This is a genomic window from Methanosarcina sp. (genome assembly GCF_028693135.1).
Classification (GTDB): Archaea; Halobacteriota; Methanosarcinia; order Methanosarcinales; family Methanosarcinaceae; genus Methanosarcina.
In genome coordinates this window covers 33,804-52,140 of the sequence record NZ_JAQUVZ010000016.1, presented here as the reverse complement: position 1 = coordinate 52,140, position 18,337 = coordinate 33,804, and the positions used below count along the sequence as shown (strand labels likewise).

Sequence of the window (18,337 nt, the reverse complement as noted above, 5' to 3'; positions counted from 1 at the left end):
CGTAGTCAAAGAATGGCTTAATATACACAATCTCATTGATGAATAAGCCATCAAACTTTATTAGCTTCGCCTTCATAAATGTCATCCTCTTTTTTCTGTCAATCCAGAGCTAATTCTCAGATAAAAACCTCACGCAATTAAACTTTATTAAAAGTATGTGGGTAAAAAAATAAACTGGATACTATATAATGGACAATTATTATAGGGAACAATTATTCCTAATACCATATATATTTTCAGTTAATACATTATGTAATTATTGAAATCCATATTTTGGTTCCTTGCTTTTTTGTGCCAATTTACTATACAATACGACAGATTGTAGCTAGTGGATATTGACAAATATCTGTATAAAGCAAATAACTGTCACTTCTGGGTACTATTTCAGAATATGGATTTTAACAATAGTTACTATGTTTAAATGATTTAGCCTAAAAATCTCAATATTTTAAAGTGGGAAAACTGGATCTGGAGGAGTTTAATTGAATAAGCGATATTTGTCGTATTTTGCTACAATTCTTTTTGTGCTTCTCATAATCGCACCTGGCATTGCGGCAGCAGATAAATGTACATACACAACTCAATGCACACACACAACTCAATGCACATACACAACTGTGAATATCTGTGACGCTAAACAGATGGTCGAAAATAAAGATGTATTTCTTCTGGATGTACGTATCCCGACTGAATATGACTCAGGGCATATTGAAGGGGCAACATTGATACCATTAAGAAATATTAAACTACCAAACCCACAGTTGCCTGATGAAGAGCTATTACCAGCAAGAATGAAAGAATTGCCGCATAATAAAAATACAAAAATACTCGTTTATTGTAAGTTAGGAAGCAGAAGTGCTGAGGCAAGCAACCTCTTGGTAGAAGCTGGATACAAAAATGTGTATAACATGGACAATGATGAGGACAGCACAAACAAGAATGGTGGAATCGCCCAGTGGGTAAGTGAAGAAAACCCAATTGTAGCTACCTATGATTCATGGACACATGAATGGTGTAAATTATTACCGCCGGAGTAAAAAGTATTAAAGGTGATAATAAAAAATCTGGAATCAGTTCCAAAATATTACGATCCCAAAAATATTAAATAATCAATTGCTATTGGATCATATACTGTGAATTATATTTCGTGATTCAATGAAAAACTCATTGAATCCCTTTACTTTTTTATATCTAGTAAAAATGTTTCATCCACATCTTGGAATTTAATTGAAACTTGATTTTCAACTAAAATTCCTGGTTTTACCTTTACATAATCCTTCAAATCTGCCCTCAAATACCTGTCAATTTATCAAAAGTTAATTTTCAATTGACGGTAATGATCTTGAAAATTAAGGTATCCAATCGAAACATGTGCATAGTTTGTTTTGTGACGACTCGTAAGAGGATGCTAAATGACATCAAATGGAATTCTAAGAAATTTATTTAAATAACTTAAAATCAAAATTATAATTAATATATAAAAAAAGATATTAATTGAGGTATTGTACCAACCACAAAATAAATTTAGAATACAGGTGAAAAGAAAAAGTCAGGCTAATTTTATCTGTTTACGCATGATACTTCATCAAAAAAATAAGGGAAATTAGTTTCCCTTAAGATATGAGAGAATCATTTCAAGTATATGTATTATCTCACTTTTTGTTAGACCATTTGTTTCTTCTGTATTATTATTCGAAGATGTTGATGTAAGAGTACTATCTACAGTTATTGTTTTGCTTGTAATTGCAAATGTGGAATATTCAGATACTTCAGCTGTAAAGTACACATACGTTGAATCCTGTCCTGTTATTGTAATTGGTACTGCTACCCATTTATCATTATCATACATATTCAGGACAATGGATGATTTCTCAAGACCATTTGCTTGAAGCCATGTCTTTTCAACTTTAAAATTAACAGCTGCATCTTCAATATCATTTGCATTATCACTGTCGATCCGTATGTTAAATGACTTGTAAATATCACCTGTTGGTTTCTCAACTAAAGATGTATCATCTTTCAGATCTTCAATAACAACTTTTGCCTTGCCTGAATCTGTTGTTGATTCAAAATATATATTGTTGACAACTGAATTGTCATTCTTAACATCAACAGTTACCTTCTGACTATTATCCATGTTTACCTGTGTTGTTTCTACATACTGGATATTAGTCTGTGATGAATCCTCTATATTTGTGACATCACCATTATATACAGAAGAATTGTTCGCTGTGATGTAATCATCGTCTGTGTTTACAGATGTAATAATATCATCATCTGAATACTCAGAATTATATTCAGTGTCAGAATTGTAACTATTGTTATTTGTTGACATTATTGTAGTATCAACTACAACAGAATCCTCTGCAACAATAGTATCTTTTTTTTCAACAGAATTTTCCTTAGTGTCATCAGAAACATCAATAATAGTAGTTTCCTCTTCAATAGTCGAATTGTCTCCTGATGAATTTGCCTTCGCCCCTGCAGTAGCGCACGGGAGTACAGCCCCAAAAATAAGGACTGACACTAATAGTATTGACAGATATTTTTTCATCCTCTATACCTCTTCCAGGGGATTACCTGTATAATTGTTTTGCAAAATATGTTTTTCAAAATTTTGGCTTTTGATCTCACCAGGAACTATTTTTCTCCAATAAGTACGTCCTGGGTTTATTGAGCCTATGGTTTAATTCACTTTCGGCCGGCTTACTGCAGTAAAATTATGGGAATTTTGTCTTCCAATTGCGATATTGTTGAAATCAGGATAATAGCTTCTGTATTTCTCCCGGCTTTTCCTTTGTATCATTTGTGAAAACTCACTAAAAAAATATATCTTAGGGATGGCAATATACTGGTAGTTTATTAAGAGTTGAGAAACACTACTTTTCTTAACTCCTTTTCAGGTCTCCCGCTAACCTTAAAATTATTTTATGTATAGAATTATTCATAACATTCTAAAAAAATCAAACTTAAAATTAAAATTGCAATTCTTATCCGTAAAAATTATATTTATTTGAGAAGTAGTGTTTTGAGGGCATAAGGAGCACAGGAGTATAATCGGTGAGATTACTTTTCCAGTGAGAAAGCCTTTTCGTCAGCTATCCTCAAGGGTCATCTTAAAAAGCCGGCTGGAGCTTTACCCTTTCTTGTGCTGTGACTTTTAGCTATCTGGCTTATTCTTATTGTTTTAATTCAAATTCACAAACAGTCAGTTTTTCAGGCTCATGGCAAGCCAGACATATCGTTTTTCCGAATATCCCTATACTCCAGACTATCACTACTGGAGGGGAATCCCAGCGGCCTCTATTATGTTGATGAAAACCGGCTGCTTAATTTGACTTTAACCGGGGGAGCTGTCCCTTATACGCTAAAGTATCTGGGCCAGTATATGGCCGATGGCCGGCCTGATGGGCAATGTGGAGGGGTATGAGATAAATTCTTCCAGAATAGACTCTCCGGTACTTTATGTCGAACTCGGAGGAGGCTTTGGCGATTACGGCGCGTGGTGGTACGAAGATGAGGTAGGAGAAACGAACAGCCGGGTTACTACTATAAGCTGGAATAACCAGGGGCGCGGTAGCCTGTTGATCGATCGCAATTCCTCTGAGTTATGGGCACTCATAGATGATTGGGTGGCTGGAAAACAACCAATAAAAAAGATCACATAAAAGATGAAAACAATCCTGTGTTAAATCAAGAAGGCAGTGCACCCCAAAAAAGGATAATTGATTCGCACCGCCTTTTTGATTGATGCGTTTACCTTTTCTTTTCCAGTGAACTACCCCACGCTAAAGCTGTGAGGCTTCCTGCTTCATACCTCGAACTACCGTTCACAAGTCCACAGGCTCTACCCTCTGTCCCAGAGGGGAAAAATTATTTAATACAAATATTTTTGGTTTCCTTGGCTTGGTTATCGCTTAGGAATTCAGTACATCGTAGAGGACTGAATTGTATTTCAAGGTTAGAGATAGCGAAAATGAGAGCAGTTTACGCCATTCATCCCGCAAGCTAAAGCAAGGGACTTTATGCCTGTCACAAGTAAATATCTGAACTCTACTAATATTTAAGTTGAAGATGGTTATGTCGATAAAATCTGGTATGAGGAGACCTGCTGAATATTCAAAAACTCATTTTTCACTGAAAATCTGATTTTTTGAGAAAAAGTTGGAAAAATGTTATATGGTTTGGGGGTGACTTCACAGGTTGTTGGTGTGTAAAAAATGAAATCTTTTGCATTAGTCCGGGCAGATGACCCGGTAAAAGTAAGAATCGCATTACACGATCTGGAAACATACGGAGACATTCAGTTTTCAACGAATCCCAGATGTATTGAAACTGATTATGCTGATGCGCTTCTGGTTAGCGTAATGGGAGTATCTCTCAGGTCAAGATGTAACTCTGCTGCACTTGTGGAACTGAAAAATAATGCAGGGGCAGCGATTAGCAGGTTGAAGAAAATTCATCCACCTGCACATGTAGTTATCATCAGTCCGAAACACCAGATATTTGAGGAGATTACAGGCGAGTTCCAGAAGTATCCTGAATTTGATCGGTTGTTCAGTCAGGAAGGATTGAATAAGGCTCAAGGAAAAGAGGAAGCAGACAAAAATGAAGAATGAATAAATAACCCGGTTTGTAGAAGTCCTGGCAGTCTCTGATTTTCATTATAATCTCCATGACTTCTGTATTTTCTAAGCGACAGACCCGACGCTTCATACCCCCATTCTATATTCGCCAGTTCAACATAAAATCTTAAACATTTTTAATGATGGTGTTTTTTAAACATTGTATTAATATATCGTGTATTTTAGGCGGATTAACATATAACCAAAATCCCACGACATATATAAACAATGAACCATTTTTGCAATAATGTTTAGGAACGATACAAATATAATATCAAGGATTTTGTTGCCAAGAATGGTTATTTGGGGAAATGGAACTGGAAATCGATTCCCAAACTGAAATTTAGAAGTTATATATTTATCATTCCTTAGTATCAGGGATAATGTGTTAGGGATAATGTGCCATCCCGTAAAAACGCTATCATTAAAAACGTTCTGAAAAAAACAAGTTATCTGCCGAAAGCAGGAAATTGGGTTTTATATTATTTTTTTCCGCTGCACAGAACTGCTGCCGCTCGGACCACGCTTTCAGGGCTGAAAAATACCGGCATTCCGGTGGCTGTAAAAGCTGAAGTCATTTCCCGGCTGAACTTTCCCCCGGAGAGCTGATCAGGATAGGTTTTCCGCAGCTGTCGGCAAAATCCCGGATTTTTTCCGCAACCCCCCCGGTAAGAAGATTCATCCCCCGGCGCATGTAGTCATTATCAGTCCCAAACATAAGGTATTCGAGGAATTGACGGACAAGTTCCGGCACTATCCGGAATTTGACCGGGTGCTGACCCCGCGGGAGCCTACGGAAGCCCCGAATACTGTTAAGGAAATGGCGGAATCAGGTAAACAGGAAGAAGAAAGCAAAGAATTGGTTGCAGAAAAGCCGGTTCAGAGTGAATAATGGCATGTGATCCGGTTTTGTGGAAACTTTCTCGTTTCACTCAAAAATCCCGGATACATTCTGCTCCATTCTTTCCAGAAAAGCAGCTTGTAACTGCTTTTCTTCTTTACTGAAACCTGACAATACGATAGAATCCCATTTTAGGGCTATTTCCATCATTTTTTCTTCCATACTTCTCCCTTTTTCAGTAACGAAGACCCTGTATGCCCTTTTATCTTCCGGGTCCTGCTGCCTGTACACGTAGCCGACATCTTCCAGCTTTTTTATTGCCCGTGCAGCGGTGGATTTGTCCATTTTATACTTTCTTGCAAGGTCTTCCTGCCTGACCCCTTCCTTTACCAGAAGGGACATCATAAAACTAAACTGTCCGCTGCCAATGCCGTATGGTTCCAGTTCCCTGTCAAGGAAGATCCGCTGATACCTGTAAATGTACGAAATTATTTTGCCTATCGGTTTTGAAGGGAAAGTTGTTCCTTATGCTTTATTTTTCATCTTTTTGTACATCCATAATTGTTGCATACGCAACTTTTTTATACACACTGCCGCGTTAACACCTATAGTTGCAAGCGCAACAATCGGTGACAATCTTTTGGAAAAGGAGCAATCTTCATGAAAGTTCTCGGATTGATAGGAAGTCCTCGGATTAAAGGAAACACTGCGAAACTCGTAAAGGAAATCCTTGCAGGCGCCTCGGAAAACGGAGCCGAGCCCGCCGTGTATAATCTCGCAAAAATGAATCTTAGTGGCTGCAATGCCTGTTCCGCCTGCCTGAAGAAAGGGACCTGTATCCTTGAAGACGATATGCAGGAACTCTACAGGGAAATAGAGGAAGCCGATGTCCCGGTGCTTGGTTCTCCCGTCTACATGGGGGAAATCAGCGCCCAGGCCAAACCTTTTGTGGACCGCTTACATCCCTTTGTCCATGACAGTTCAAAACCCCTGGCCGGAAAGAGGCTCGTGCTCGCATACACCCAGGGCAACCCCAATGTAGATATCTACGGTAAGTATTTTGAGTATCTGGAAGGAATCTTTTCACATGTGGGGTTCGACGTGAAATGCACAGTTGCCGCGGCCGGGACCATAGGGATGGACGACATTCTTGAGCAGGAAGAGCTGCTGGTAAAGGCACGGGAGATCGGAAAGAATCTGTAATAAAAGGATCCTTGAAAAACAGAACAATGAGAGTACTATTATGAAAACTAACAAAAAAATCCATCTTTTTATCATCTGCCTGACGGTCTTTTTTGGGATGTCGGCCGGTGCTCTGCTGGGGCCCGTGTTTCCGGAAATGGTAGGACCCCTGCAAACAACAGCGCAAAATATCGGGATGTTGGTTTCGGCCATAACCTTTTCCACAGCGCTATTTTCTCTGGTCCTCGGCCCCTTTACGGACCGCATACCGCGCAAAAAGATCCTTATTTTCTGCCTTGTTCTCTATGGATTTACAGGGCTTGCGGCTTATTTTGCAACGGATCTCGAAACCCTTCTTATCCTTCGTTTCCTTCAGGGAATAGGGGTTGCAGGCATGATGCTGGTCTCAATGCTGCTGATAGGGGATCTCTACTCTGGTCCTGAAAGGGTGCATGCTACAAGCAGGGTGGGCATGACAAATGCCATTGGTTCGGTGTTTTCCCCCCTTATAGGAGGCCTGCTTGCCTCACATAGCTGGAACCTGCCCTTCCTTTTCTATACCCTTACCTTGCCCCTGGCTCTATTTGCGGCGGTATGCCTTCCTGAAACAAATTCCTTAGGGCCGGAGTATAGAGGAAAGGAATGTGGAAATCCGGGCAGAGAAAATGGCAGAGAACAGAACAGAGAAAATGGTAATAATAAGAAAAACGGAACACCGAACAGAGCCCGAAACAAAAAGACTTTTGCGGAACTTTTAAAGCCATTTCTAGACATTAAAATCTTTTACACCATATTCCTGAGTTTTGCGGTTTTTTTCCTGCTCTATGCGCTGGTATTTTATCTGCCTTTCATGCTCAAGGCCGAATTCGGGTATACGTCACAGGAATCGGGGCTTGCATTAAGCCTTATGGGAATAACGGTTATTCTGATGGCGTCAAGGGTGAAGGTTCTTGCGTTAAGGTATCCTCTGGTTTGCCTAATAGGCGCAGGTTTCGGTTTTGCGGGCCTTTCCGTGGCAATGATAGGCATTGTACACTCAAAAATCATAATCGTTTTTCTTTTGCTTCTCTTCGGCATGGGCTACGGGCTTTCCCAGATCATAGCTGATACCCTGATCCTCCAGATTGCACCGGAGGATTCCAAAGGCAGTATAATATCGGTGTACAATGCCATGAAATACCTGGGACAAACCCTCTCCCCGATTGTATTTGGCTTTGTTCTGGCCAGTTCCGGGCTTGAAACGGTCTTTCTGTTTGCGGGAGCTTTTGGGCTGGCAGTCGCGGGCCTGAGTTGGCTTGTAAGGGGCAAATTCAGGGCTGGAAATGGACATGAAGAAGTAGGGGAGAATACACGCGAACATAGAAATGTACACGAACAGGAATATGAAACCGGGTCTTTGTTTGTGGGAGAGAATTAACTTTTGTTGCAGGAATGTAGCTAAGCTTTTCAATCTAGTACTTACGCAGTTGAACTGAAAAACAAAAAAGGAAAACACTTAACTGTATAAATCATAATACTATTGATAAGGCCGCATGTACTTGATTTCATTTGTCAAGTGCGTAAGTCCTACAATCAAAAAGTTCAGTTATATTCTGCTCCATCCTTTCAAGAAACGCAGCGCTAAGTCTTTTTTCCTCTTCACTGAAACCTGCTATCACGATATCGTCCCATTTTATGGCTATTTCTTTCATTTTTGCTCCTATGTCCTTTCCTTTTTCAGTTAAAAAGACATTGTATGCTCTTTTGTCTTCTGCATCCTGTTTCCTGTAGACATAGCCCGTGTCCTCCAGCTTTTTAATTGCCTTGGCAACCGTGGCCTTATCCAATTTATACGTCCTGGAAAGGGTCTCCTGCTTTACTCCGTCCTTTAAGTAAAGCGACATCATAAAGCTAAACTGCCCGCTGCCGATGCCGTAAGGTTCCAGTTCCTTGTTCAGGAAGATCCGCTGGTAGCGGTAAATGTATGAAATTACTTTGCCTATTGGTTCCAGTTTTTCCATTTCAATGTCCTCTTTAAATTGATATTCGGAGATTTTTTGATGTTGAGTGGTCTGGTTGGTTGTATATGCAACAAAGCTACTTTAAGCTACTTCATGCCGGAAAGGTTCGGGGGAATTCTTCAAACCTCTGGTATGTGTATATAGTTGCCAACGCAACCTATCTGTCCTCTGTCGCGTAAACAACTATTTGGTGATAAAATGGAAAGCAAAATTGCCAGTTCATTCAACCTTTCTTTTGAGCCGGTGACTGTTCTCTGGAGTGATGAAAAACCCGATGGGGCTCTTCAGTTCAAGCCTGGAAAGCATTCCTGTAACCGAGATTCCTTCCAAGTACGTGATCTTCAAACCGTTCCGGGAAGCAGGGGTCGGAGAGGAGATAATAGGCATCTTCTTTTCCGTAAATGCCCTCCAGTTCTCGGGGCTTGTGTGGTTGTTCAGGGCTTCGGGGCTGTTGGGAGGCAAGCTGCCCGTTTCTTTAACCAGAAAGGAGCTGTCCTTGTGGGAGTCGCCGATTCCAGGGGTACGGTCCATGACCCGAACGGGCTTGATGTGGATGTCCTTATAAGGCTTAAGAAAGAGGGCAAAAGTGTGCTTGACTATCCCGGAGAGGAAAAGCTTGGCATTGATGCAGTTCTTGCTGTTCCCTGCGATATCTGGATTCCGGCAGCCCGCCCTGATGTGATCAATGAGAGTAACGTCCATCTTCTGAACACTAAACTGGTGGTTGAGGGGGCAAACATTCCTGTCACGGAGGGAGCGGAAAAGAGCCTCTATGAAAAGGGGATTCTTTACGTGCCGGACTTTATAGCAAATGCGGGTGGAGTGATCTGTGCGGCTTCAGAGTACCAGGGGACTACCAGATGTACCGCTTTCGGTTCAATTGAAGAAAAGGTTAGAAGCAATGTAGCACAGTACTGGAAGCTGCAAAAACACAAGGAATCCAGCCACGGGAAGCTGCCGTGGAACTTGCCGTGAAAAGAGTTAAGAGGGCTATGAAGTACAGGCGCTGGTCAATCTTTTCGTCCGCCCCGGGATTTGTGTAACCTCTGCGAGATTTTCCGATTCAATCCTTTATTTTTTCAAACTTTGGGCAATTTTAGCTTTTTTTCGGCTCAAATTTTATTTTCAGTCGAATACCCCGCTAGCTTGCTGCGGGGATGGAAAACTTCCCCGGTAACCGTTAATAATAATATGATTTATCAATTCAATTTTTTGGTTGTTAACTCCTGCTCAAACTAAAGTTTTTAGGGTTATTGTCTTCTTTAACGGAATTTGGAGCGGTGGCGCGAACATACCCCGTTGCTTGCGGCGGGGTGCGCCAGCGCAACTTTGATTTCAGCTTGCCATTTTCCTCCGCAAAGCACGGCTGCCGCTCGGACCACGCTTTCAGGGCTGAAAAATACCGGCATTCCGGTGGCTGTAAAAGCTGAAGCCATTTCCCGGCTGAACTTTCCCCCCGGAGAGCTGATCAGGATAGGTTTTCCGCAGCTGTCGGCAAAATCCCGGATTTTTTCCGCAACTCCCCCGGTAAGAAGAGGTGGGCCCCAGAGCAGGCTGACAATTGCAAGGTCGTATTCTCCTTCGGGAGCCTCTTTCAGGGCAGCAATATAATGTTCATCCCGTACACTGCCTGTCAGGTCTATAGGGTTTCTTACGGAAGCAAAAGTCGGAAGCTTTTCTTTCAGCTTTCTTGCTGCAGCTTCGGAAAGTTCCGGGACTTTGAGCCCTGCTTCCTCACAGGAGTCGGCAATGGAAATGCCTATTCCTCCCCCGTCAGTTATTATCAGAACCCTGTTTCCTTCTACAGGGGAATACCTGTTGAGAACTTTGCAGGCATCTTTCAGCTCTTCGTAACTGGCAACCTCTATTATGCCTGTTTTCCGAAAAGCGGCTTCATAGGCTTCATACATCCCGCTAATAGCGCCGGTGTGGGAACTCGCTGCCCTTGCTCCCGGCTCCCGTTTTCCAACCTTAAGAGCCACCACAGGTTTCCTTTTTACGCAGCTGGAAGCAACTTCAAGGAATCTCCGCCCGTTTCCTACGGACTCAATGTAAAGGGCAACTGCCTTTGTGGCTTCGTCCTGTGCAAGGAATTCAAGGCAGTCGCTTTCGTCAACATCAACCTTATTCCCATAGCTTACAACCCTTGCAACGCCTGCCCCCTCATTTGCCAGTTCATCCATAATCATAGCGGCAAAAGACCCGCTCTGCGTAAGCACGGAAACTCTACCTCTGGCAGGTCTTTCTATCTTTTCCCCCTCTATGAAAAATGTATCTACTTTTGAGACTGTGTCATATATTCCAAGGCAGTTGGGTCCCATAGCCCTGATACCTTTCTCTATTAAAAGAGCTTTCAGCTCGTCTTCCATTTTCTTCCCGCCAGCTCCCATTTCCCTGAAGCCGGAGCTGACAATTACGGCTCCTTTTATGTTTTCGACAGGCCCTTTCAGAATTTCAAGAACAGCTTTAGCCGGGACTGCAAAAATAGCAATATCGATTCTGTCCTTAATCTCTCCGGGAGCCGAATAACATTTAAGCCCCTCAATCTCCCTGTAACCCGGGTTTACAGGATATATCTTTCCTTTAAAACCCATTTTCCTGAGGCTTTCCAGAACCGTATGGGAGAGTTTCTCAGGGTTCGGAGACGCTCCTATAAGGGCTATGCTCTCAGGCTTGAAGAAAAAATCCAGGTTTTTTTCAGTTCCAATTTTTCTTTCAGTTCCAATTTTTCCTTTATCCGTTCCCCCATTATTCATTCAAAGCCTCCCTGAGCATTTCCTTTTTTTCAGCATATGATATGTCTCATTTCACGATAAATTATGACCCGTTTGTATAAAAGAATTTCAATGCCATGAATCGGGGTCTTGTCCCCTTTTTGAGGGAAGCGAAACCTGAGAATTTTGCATATCTTCAAAGGCGGGAAGGCTCCTTCTTCTACTCCGAAGGGGGGATGGGTGGTTTACTCAGAGGTCACAGTATTTGCAAACAGACCTGTCGCATTCGCTGTTATTGAATTTCCACTTTGAACCCCATTTTTTGATTCCCTGGATAACTTTTATGAAGTCTTCTCCACTGTCTGTAAGGAAATATTCTGACCTGGTGGGGACTGTGGAATTGTCCACTTGCTTTACAATAAGACCTTCACTTTCCAGTTCTGTCATCCGGGCGGAAAGGATTCTAGGGGTAATGCCTCCAAGTTTGCGTTTGAGCTCGTTGAAGCCTTTTTCCTTCTTTTCCCCTTTATATAGCTCCAGCAAGATATGGATGGTCCAGCGTTTCCCCACGATGTTCATCGTTTTGTAGACAATACAGTTTTTCATAGTATAAACTATGATACTGTCCTTATATAAGCAATATCTTTAAAATACTACTATTAAATGATGCATGATGGATGTATACATTTCCAGAATATTCCTTTATTAAGGATAACAGTGTATAATTATTCACTTAGATAAGAGGCGATACCCATGAAGAAGACCATACCTGAAAAGAATGCTATCATCCAGCGCGACGGAGAAACCTATTTAATCGTTCCCAGAACCCCTGGGGGCTTTGTTGACCCTGCAACCCTCAGGAAGATTGCAGATGTTGCGGAGAAATACGGGGCTGCAACCCTGAAAATGACCTCCGAACAGAAGATGGCAATCGTAGGCTTAAAAGAAGAAGACATTGACGCCGCCTGGTCAGACCTCGGCATGGACGCCGGGATGGTTGCCGGACCTTTTGTAAAGGGTGTCAAGTTCTGCCTGGGGACGACTTACTGCAGGAAAGGCCAGCAGGATGCCGCAAGCCTCGGGATGAAACTGGAGGCGAGATATAGGGGGGTAAAACTTCCTTACATGATGAAAATGGCTGTTTCCGGCTGCCCGAGTTCCTGCTCCGAACCCGTGATTAAGGACGTAGGGGTTATGGGCACGGCAAAAGGCTACACCCTCATGGTAGGCGGCGCCGCCGGACTGAAACCGAGGCTTGCCGACGTTGTGGCAAAAGGTCTCTCTGAAGACGAAGTCCTGGAAGCTGTTGACAGGGTAGTCGAATTCTTCAAAGAATACGGGGAAAACAGGAAAAGGCTAGGAACAATCATAGACGAAATCGGTCTGGAAGAGTTCAAAAAAGAAGTCGGTCTCTGGGAAAAGTAAAAGACCTGCTTTTCCTTCTTTTTCCCTTTATTTTCCTTTCTTACTTGCTTTTATCATTTTTTTCATTACATGTTTTCCTTTATGTTTTTTGCCCTTAAACGTCACAGTACTTGCAGATGGCTTTTTCACATTCTTCATTCTGGAATTTCCACTTTAGCCCCCACCTTTTTATCCCCTGTATGATCTTTATAAAATCCCTTCCGCTTTCTGTAAGGTAATACTCGGATTTTGGGGGATTTGTGGACTCGTCAACCTTCTTCATGATCATACCTTCTGCTTCAAGTTCGGTTAGCCTTTCCGAAAGGATTTTCGGGGTTACGGATCCCAGCTTTCTTTTCAGCTCATTGAAGCGCTTTTCTTTTTTTTCCCCTTTGTGCAGCTCAAGGAGGATATGGATGGTCCATCTTTTTCCTATAATATTCATTGTCTTGTAGACTGTGCAGTCTTTCATAGTATAAACATAGAAACTGTCTGATATATAAGTTAGTATCTCTAATATACTGGTATCCAAAAGATACTATTATAATATTTAATTTTATAAAATATTCTTTAATGATATATTTCTGTAATAATAAAGATGAGGAGAAAGGATCAACTGTGAAAGACAATTTACCTGCAAAAGGCGCAATCGTTCAGAGAGACCGTGAGACATATGCAATAGCCCCCCACATTCCGGGAGGAGTTGTCGATCCGGATACTCTCATAAAAATCGCCGAAGTTGCAAAAAAGTATGGTGCAGCTGCCCTGAAGATGACCTCTGCTCAGAGAATTGCAATCGTAGGTCTTAAAGAAGAAGACCTTGACAATGCCTGGGCTGACCTTGGCATAAAACCTGGAGCAGCAATAGGGCTCTGCGTAAGAAGTGTTAAGATGTGCCCGGGAACAACTTTCTGCAAGCAAGCTAAACAGGATGCACTGGGTCTGGGCCTCAAACTGGATGAAAAATATCACGGGATGCCCATGCCTTCCAAACTGAAAATGGGAGTTAGTGGCTGCCCGAATTCATGCGCTGAGCCTGCTATCAAGGATATAGGGATAATGGGCACGGCAAAAGGCTATAATCTTATGGTTGGAGGCTCTGCTGCTGCATCTCCCAGGCTTGCGGATGTTGTGGCAAAGGCACTTTCTGAAGATGAGGTTCTCGATGCCGTGGACAGAATCATAACCTTCTACAAAAATTCCGGTACAAAAAAGAGGCTCGGAAAATTCATTGAGGATACGGGTCTTGAAGAGTTCAAAACTCAGGTTGGACTCTAAGCTCCTGCGGCTTTACAGTTTAGAAGATGCCCTACTTCACAACTGATTGAGTAGATTGGTACTGATCAGGCATATATAAAAACAGAACAAAAACAGAACAAAAACAGAATAAAAACAGAATAAAAACGGAATCAAAACGGAATAAAAACGGAATCAAAACACAGAAAAATGGTCAAAAAGGGGAGAACGAGATGAAAGTTGTTGAGATGAAATCCTCGCCGGAAAAACCGAACCCTCACAATGTGAGCGTACGGATGCTCTATGATACGGAACATGCCCAGGCAGTGCACATCGAACTCAAGCCAGGGGAAGCCTTAAAAAAACACATCACGCCTGTGGACGTCTTTTTTTACATTCTCGAAGGAAAAGGCGTAGTTGAAATCGGGGACGAACAGGAAGAAGTCAGCAGGGATATGCTGATCGAAAGCCCTGCAAAGGTTCCTCACCGCCTTCTGAACCCCGGAGACGGTATTTTCAGGGTGCTTGTTGTAAAAGTTCCGAAACCGACTGAATCTACCCGCCTGCTGTAAAACGGATTTATGACTAAAAGAATGCGTGCAGGACTGTGCAAAAATTGACTGCAAAAACAAAACCCATCAAAATAGCTGTAGTCCGCTGTGACATCGTCTCGGAAGCCTGTCCTGGCGTGGGCTGCTTCAAAGCCTTCAATGAGAGGAAGTCCCACTTTGAGGAATACGACGAAGAAGCGCAGATAATTGCCTTCTTTACATGTGGGGGCTGCTCGGGCAGGAGGGTTTACCGCCTGTTAAATGCTCTGAAAAAGCATGATCTCGATGTCGTGCACCTCAGTTCCTGCATGCTTATGGAAGACAGTTATCCGAAATGTCCCCATATAGATACCATCAGAAAGACGATTCAGGATGCGGGTATAAAAGTGGTGGAAGGGACACACCACTGAAAACCTCATTAATGCAAGCAAAAATCCAAAATTTACTTCTAGTTGGCATAAAGCAGCCTTCTGATGGAATCAAAACTCAGGTTTTTTTCTAACATATAAGTTGTGAATAATACAAGTTGACATAATATAATTTGTGAATATAAGTTGAGAATATACAAGGGTGATAAAATGGACTACGATACAACTCGGGACAAAAATACAGGTGAAAACGAATCTTATGAGGGCGCTCATCCTGAGCTTCAGGACCTTTCTCTTCCTCAAACCGATAATATGTTGTATTCAATTTTGAACTCTTTAAATCAGAACATAGCGAACTTTCATGCTTATCTAAAATTCAAGAGCTATATCTCCGAAGATACCTTAAATACGGAACTTTTGAAAAAAAGCATGGGCATTCACAGGGATTTTTCTGCTCTGTTATTACACACTAAAGAAGAAATGGTATTTATCTCTCCGGATCTTCTGGAGAAAGCAGAAAAAATGCTATTCAAAGGGGAAGCAGGCACGGACTTCATAAAGTATACCTGTAAAATGAGTAAGATAATAAATGATTATAAAGGAATGTTGTACAGGGAAGGGTATTTGCCGGATTTTAAGTGGCAGTTCATGTCAACTGATATTTGATTTTATTTCATGTCAAATTTTTTGGCATCTCAAATGATATTTTTTCATAAAATAATAATCTGACGGGGGTTAATCTTCATGGTAAAACGAACAATTATAAAAATTGACGAGGAAAAATGCACAGGTTGCGGGAAATGTGTTGCACCCTGCGCTGAAGGCGCTATTCAAATCATTAACGGGAAAGCAAAAGTCGTATCCGAAGAACTTTGTGACGGCATGGGATTCTGTATCGGAGTCTGTCCCGAAGGCGCCCTATCTATTGAAGAAAGATACACAGTTGAATTTAACAGGGAAAAAGCTGAAGCCCAGCCGAAAAAGGAAGATCTCTCAATCCGCTGCTTCGAATGCGGAGCCGGAGAAGACACCCACTACCTCATGCCTCTCAGGCACAACATGGAAAGCCTTTGGGTCTGCACTCGCTGCCTTCCCAAGCTGATTCACGGTTAATTCACGGTTGATCCATTAAGTCTCTTTACCAAAAAATAGTCCTCTTGAGCGCAGCGAAAAGGACCGCGGGCTCCCGAGTCGCAATTCGGGCGGTGCAACCAGGAAAACCAGGAAAACCAGGAAAACCAGGAAATAAGATCTATGCAAAAGAAAAGGCTTCTTCAGGACATCGGGCTGAATGCTTATGAAGCAGCCGCTTATCTCTCCCTCCTGAAGCTCGGAGTTTCAGAAGCAAGTACTGTTTGCAGGGACTCAGATGTGCCCTATGGGAAGGTATACACCGTCCTTGAGTCTCTTTCAAAAAAAGGTTTTGTCGAAGTCCAGGCATCAAGACCTAAAAAGTTCAGGGCAATTGATTCTGATGCGGCTCTAGACGCTTTTTTTGAGAAACGGAAATCCGAAATTGAAAAGGAAGTTGATATTTTAAAAGGTTCTGTCAAAGAAGCAAAAAATGCTTTGAAAGTCGTGCCTGCGCAGAAGCGAAAAGATGAGGTTTTCTGGACTACTGCAATAACCGAATCCGAAATCAAAAAATTTGCTTTTTCCATCTATGGAGAAGTAAAAAAGTCAGTTTATGTAATTCCCCCTACGATCGGAATGCCCGTCGTAGTCTGCCTGATACCTGAAATTTTAAAAGCCATTGACCGGGGAGTTAAAATCAGGCTGTTAATTTCCCCTCGATTTATGTATCTTTTTTCCGTGTTTTCAAGGCAGGAAGAGGAAGCTTTCAGTAAACTGAAAAATGGAATGAAGATCAGGCTTGTCCAGAACTTTAACTCTTATTTTGGAGTTGTCGATGAAAGTGTTGTAGTCCTGTTCCAACCCCACCCAAAGGATAAGGACCGTATCCTTTCGGCTGTGAAAATATGGGATGCAGGGCTTGCAAAAAATCTCGGGGAGGAGTTTGAACTCCTGTGGAACAGCGGAGAAGAGCTTGACCTCGAAAAGGGAGTAGAGGAATGAGATGCATCTCTCCTTAAAGGTCACTCATTTTTAAGACTCCTTCTCTTTTTCGGGCATCAAGTATATTTCTTTCAGACGGTGAAGCAGCCTGTGGAACTCTTCATGCTTGCCTGTACCTATCTCTTCATTTTCTACAACCTCAAAAGAGTCAAGTAACTCCTTCTGCACTTCCGGTGAAAGGCAGGCATCAGCCATCGGGAAAAGGTCTTTTTCCTCTTTCTCGGTATGCAAGGTTAAAAGCTGAATATATGCCCTTGCGTCCTCAAGAATTGTCAATCCTTCTTTATCCCATACCTTTCTTGAAACTGCCTCTTCTATTCTGCTGACATGCTCCCTTCCCTGTTTATGTTCCATTATAAGAGAGCCGATTAACTCTCTTGCTGGAATTCCAGCCTTTTCCATTTCAGGGAAAAGGTAAACCTCTTCTTTTGTGTGATGGCACTTATCCACAAATATTTTCATGAATTCTAAGAGTCCCTCAAGATGCTCCAGTTTAACGCTCCTTTCAGCTTCTATATCCGTGCATACGCCGTCAAGGATTCTTAGCATGAGTCTGACAGCTGTGTGTTCTTCTCTCAGGTCATCGGTTGGTTTCATTTTACTCTCCACGCTCTTTTACCTGTAAATTCAACATCTAAATTCAACATCTGGCTTTTTTCAAATGCCCGGTTGGTTGCGTTTTTTATTCCAGCCTATTATTTTTGATAGTTTGTATTTCTGAGGCTCAGGAATAGATAAATAATATGCATATAGATACAATATAGCTAATATAATCTTAGATAAATATAAACAAAAAAAGGCAATGGGGGTTTAGTTGGAATGAAAGAACACAAAGATCTGGAACATAAAGAGTTACTGGAAAGTATGAGTGAAAAGCTGGGTTTTACCCCGCATATTCTTGAAATCCTAGGCGAGCTTGATAGCGAATCTCTGCATAAGTATAACAGGTGCAATAAGAAATTACTATCAGACGGTGCCCTGCCTGCAAAGGTCAAGATCCTGATGGCTCTGGCAGTCGTTGCATCCAAGCAGTGCGAAAGATGTACTGTTGTACAGATGCAGAGTGCCCTCAAGAATGGCGCCACCAAAGAGGAAATAATGGAAGTTATGGATGTCATATTCATAACCTCAGGCGCGCCTGCCGTAGCAGCCTGCAGGGACGCACTGAAATTACTCAAATAAGACTGGTTATCCAGCCTCTCTTCGGAACCCGGGCAAAAGAAGCTGCAGAGGTTACAATACGACCTGCCTGCCCGGTTCCACATTTTAACTCCTTCTTTTTTCTTTTCGGTTCATTCCCCGGTGTTATGGGCTTTCAGCTCTATCCCTATTAATTGAGA

The 18,337-nt window shown here is 42.0% G+C and carries 23 protein-coding genes; 15 read left to right on the top strand and 8 right to left on the bottom strand.

What is annotated here, in order from left to right:
- Positions 1 to 482: 482 nt before the first annotated feature.
- Entirely contained in the window at positions 483 to 1,037 is a 555-nt protein-coding gene (locus PHF18_RS09575; RefSeq protein WP_300101713.1) for a rhodanese-like domain-containing protein, read from the top strand.
- Positions 1,038 to 1,603: 566 nt separating this feature from the next.
- Here PHF18_RS09575 and PHF18_RS09570 read toward each other — a convergent pair.
- Positions 1,604 to 2,554, bottom strand: a complete 951-nt coding sequence (locus tag PHF18_RS09570; protein WP_300101710.1) for a PGF-pre-PGF domain-containing protein — start codon at positions 2,552 to 2,554, stop codon at positions 1,604 to 1,606.
- Between the two features lie 853 nt (positions 2,555 to 3,407).
- Between PHF18_RS09570 and PHF18_RS09565 the strand changes: the two genes are divergently transcribed.
- The gene (locus PHF18_RS09565) at positions 3,408 to 3,668 is read left to right on the top strand and encodes a hypothetical protein (protein ID WP_300101708.1); all 261 of its coding nucleotides are present in this window, start codon (positions 3,408 to 3,410) and stop codon (positions 3,666 to 3,668) included.
- A 552-nt stretch (positions 3,669 to 4,220) separates the two neighbouring features.
- Entirely contained in the window at positions 4,221 to 4,619 is a 399-nt protein-coding gene (locus PHF18_RS09560; RefSeq protein ID WP_300101706.1) for a DUF356 domain-containing protein, read from the top strand.
- A 580-nt stretch (positions 4,620 to 5,199) separates the two neighbouring features.
- On the opposite strand, the gene PHF18_RS09555 is transcribed toward PHF18_RS09560, so the two are convergent.
- Positions 5,200 to 5,343, bottom strand: coding sequence for a hypothetical protein (locus tag PHF18_RS09555; RefSeq protein ID WP_300101703.1), 144 nt, complete (start codon positions 5,341 to 5,343; stop codon positions 5,200 to 5,202).
- On the opposite strand from PHF18_RS09555, the gene PHF18_RS09550 reads away from it, so the two are divergent.
- A complete protein-coding gene (locus PHF18_RS09550) occupies positions 5,302 to 5,517 on the top strand; it encodes a DUF356 domain-containing protein (protein ID WP_367279179.1) in 216 nt (71 codons plus the stop codon). The genes PHF18_RS09555 and PHF18_RS09550 overlap by 42 nt on opposite strands.
- 36 nt (positions 5,518 to 5,553) lie before the next feature.
- On the opposite strand, the gene PHF18_RS09545 is transcribed toward PHF18_RS09550, so the two are convergent.
- On the bottom strand, positions 5,554 to 5,895 hold the full coding sequence (locus PHF18_RS09545) for a MarR family winged helix-turn-helix transcriptional regulator (protein ID WP_300101804.1): 342 nt from the start codon (positions 5,893 to 5,895) through the stop codon (positions 5,554 to 5,556).
- Positions 5,896 to 6,126: 231 nt separating this feature from the next.
- Here PHF18_RS09545 and PHF18_RS09540 point away from each other — a divergent pair, with 231 nt between their 5' ends.
- Together PHF18_RS09540 and PHF18_RS09535 are read left to right on the top strand one after the other, a co-directional pair.
- Positions 6,127 to 6,669, top strand: a complete 543-nt coding sequence (locus PHF18_RS09540) for a flavodoxin family protein (protein WP_300101701.1) — start codon at positions 6,127 to 6,129, stop codon at positions 6,667 to 6,669.
- Positions 6,670 to 6,709: 40 nt separating this feature from the next.
- A complete protein-coding gene (locus tag PHF18_RS09535) occupies positions 6,710 to 8,065 on the top strand; it encodes an MFS transporter (RefSeq protein ID WP_300101698.1) in 1,356 nt (451 codons plus the stop codon).
- Positions 8,066 to 8,192: 127 nt separating this feature from the next.
- On the opposite strand, the gene PHF18_RS09530 is transcribed toward PHF18_RS09535, so the two are convergent.
- Positions 8,193 to 8,648: a MarR family winged helix-turn-helix transcriptional regulator gene (locus tag PHF18_RS09530; protein ID WP_300101696.1), complete on the bottom strand. Its 456-nt coding sequence runs from the start codon at positions 8,646 to 8,648 to the stop codon at positions 8,193 to 8,195.
- 198 nt (positions 8,649 to 8,846) lie between these two features.
- On the opposite strand from PHF18_RS09530, the gene PHF18_RS09525 reads away from it, so the two are divergent.
- Positions 8,847 to 9,623: a hypothetical protein gene (locus tag PHF18_RS09525; RefSeq protein ID WP_300101693.1), complete on the top strand. Its 777-nt coding sequence runs from the start codon at positions 8,847 to 8,849 to the stop codon at positions 9,621 to 9,623.
- A gap of 287 nt (positions 9,624 to 9,910) precedes the next feature.
- Here PHF18_RS09525 and PHF18_RS09520 read toward each other — a convergent pair whose 3' ends face one another.
- Both PHF18_RS09520 and PHF18_RS09515 read right to left on the bottom strand, forming a co-directional pair.
- Entirely contained in the window at positions 9,911 to 11,404 is a 1,494-nt protein-coding gene (locus tag PHF18_RS09520) for an acetate--CoA ligase family protein (protein ID WP_300101691.1), read from the bottom strand.
- Between the two features lie 207 nt (positions 11,405 to 11,611).
- Entirely contained in the window at positions 11,612 to 11,968 is a 357-nt protein-coding gene (locus PHF18_RS09515) for a helix-turn-helix domain-containing protein (protein ID WP_300101688.1), read from the bottom strand.
- Positions 11,969 to 12,115: 147 nt separating this feature from the next.
- On the opposite strand from PHF18_RS09515, the gene PHF18_RS09510 reads away from it, so the two are divergent.
- Positions 12,116 to 12,787: an NAD(P)/FAD-dependent oxidoreductase gene (locus PHF18_RS09510; RefSeq protein ID WP_300101685.1), complete on the top strand. Its 672-nt coding sequence runs from the start codon at positions 12,116 to 12,118 to the stop codon at positions 12,785 to 12,787.
- A 94-nt stretch (positions 12,788 to 12,881) separates the two neighbouring features.
- Here the strand turns inward: PHF18_RS09510 and PHF18_RS09505 are convergent, their stop codons facing one another.
- Positions 12,882 to 13,238, bottom strand: coding sequence for a helix-turn-helix domain-containing protein (locus tag PHF18_RS09505; RefSeq protein ID WP_300101683.1), 357 nt, complete (start codon positions 13,236 to 13,238; stop codon positions 12,882 to 12,884).
- 146 nt (positions 13,239 to 13,384) lie between these two features.
- Here PHF18_RS09505 and PHF18_RS09500 point away from each other — a divergent pair, with 146 nt between their 5' ends.
- The 6 genes from PHF18_RS09500 (at position 13,385) to PHF18_RS09475 (ending at position 16,997) form a co-directional block, all read left to right on the top strand.
- Positions 13,385 to 14,044 carry an NAD(P)/FAD-dependent oxidoreductase gene (locus PHF18_RS09500; protein WP_300101680.1) on the top strand — a complete coding sequence of 220 codons (660 nt, stop codon included), beginning with the start codon at positions 13,385 to 13,387 and terminating at the stop codon, positions 14,042 to 14,044.
- 191 nt (positions 14,045 to 14,235) lie between these two features.
- The gene (locus tag PHF18_RS09495) at positions 14,236 to 14,574 is read left to right on the top strand and encodes a cupin domain-containing protein (protein ID WP_048127382.1); all 339 of its coding nucleotides are present in this window, start codon (positions 14,236 to 14,238) and stop codon (positions 14,572 to 14,574) included.
- Positions 14,575 to 14,618: 44 nt separating this feature from the next.
- Positions 14,619 to 14,963 carry a CGGC domain-containing protein gene (locus PHF18_RS09490; RefSeq protein WP_300101801.1) on the top strand — a complete coding sequence of 115 codons (345 nt, stop codon included), beginning with the start codon at positions 14,619 to 14,621 and terminating at the stop codon, positions 14,961 to 14,963.
- Positions 14,964 to 15,131: 168 nt separating this feature from the next.
- Positions 15,132 to 15,587, top strand: coding sequence for a hypothetical protein (locus PHF18_RS09485; RefSeq protein WP_300101676.1), 456 nt, complete (start codon positions 15,132 to 15,134; stop codon positions 15,585 to 15,587).
- Positions 15,588 to 15,665: 78 nt separating this feature from the next.
- Positions 15,666 to 16,034, top strand: a complete 369-nt coding sequence (locus PHF18_RS09480; RefSeq protein WP_300101674.1) for an ATP-binding protein — start codon at positions 15,666 to 15,668, stop codon at positions 16,032 to 16,034.
- Positions 16,035 to 16,175: 141 nt separating this feature from the next.
- Positions 16,176 to 16,997, top strand: a complete 822-nt coding sequence (locus PHF18_RS09475; RefSeq protein ID WP_300101671.1) for a TrmB family transcriptional regulator — start codon at positions 16,176 to 16,178, stop codon at positions 16,995 to 16,997.
- 30 nt (positions 16,998 to 17,027) lie between these two features.
- On the opposite strand, the gene PHF18_RS09470 is transcribed toward PHF18_RS09475, so the two are convergent.
- Positions 17,028 to 17,594, bottom strand: a complete 567-nt coding sequence (locus PHF18_RS09470) for a hemerythrin domain-containing protein (RefSeq protein ID WP_300101669.1) — start codon at positions 17,592 to 17,594, stop codon at positions 17,028 to 17,030.
- 222 nt (positions 17,595 to 17,816) lie between these two features.
- On the opposite strand from PHF18_RS09470, the gene PHF18_RS09465 reads away from it, so the two are divergent.
- Entirely contained in the window at positions 17,817 to 18,179 is a 363-nt protein-coding gene (locus tag PHF18_RS09465) for a carboxymuconolactone decarboxylase family protein (protein WP_048127390.1), read from the top strand.
- Positions 18,180 to 18,337: the final 158 nt, after the last annotated feature.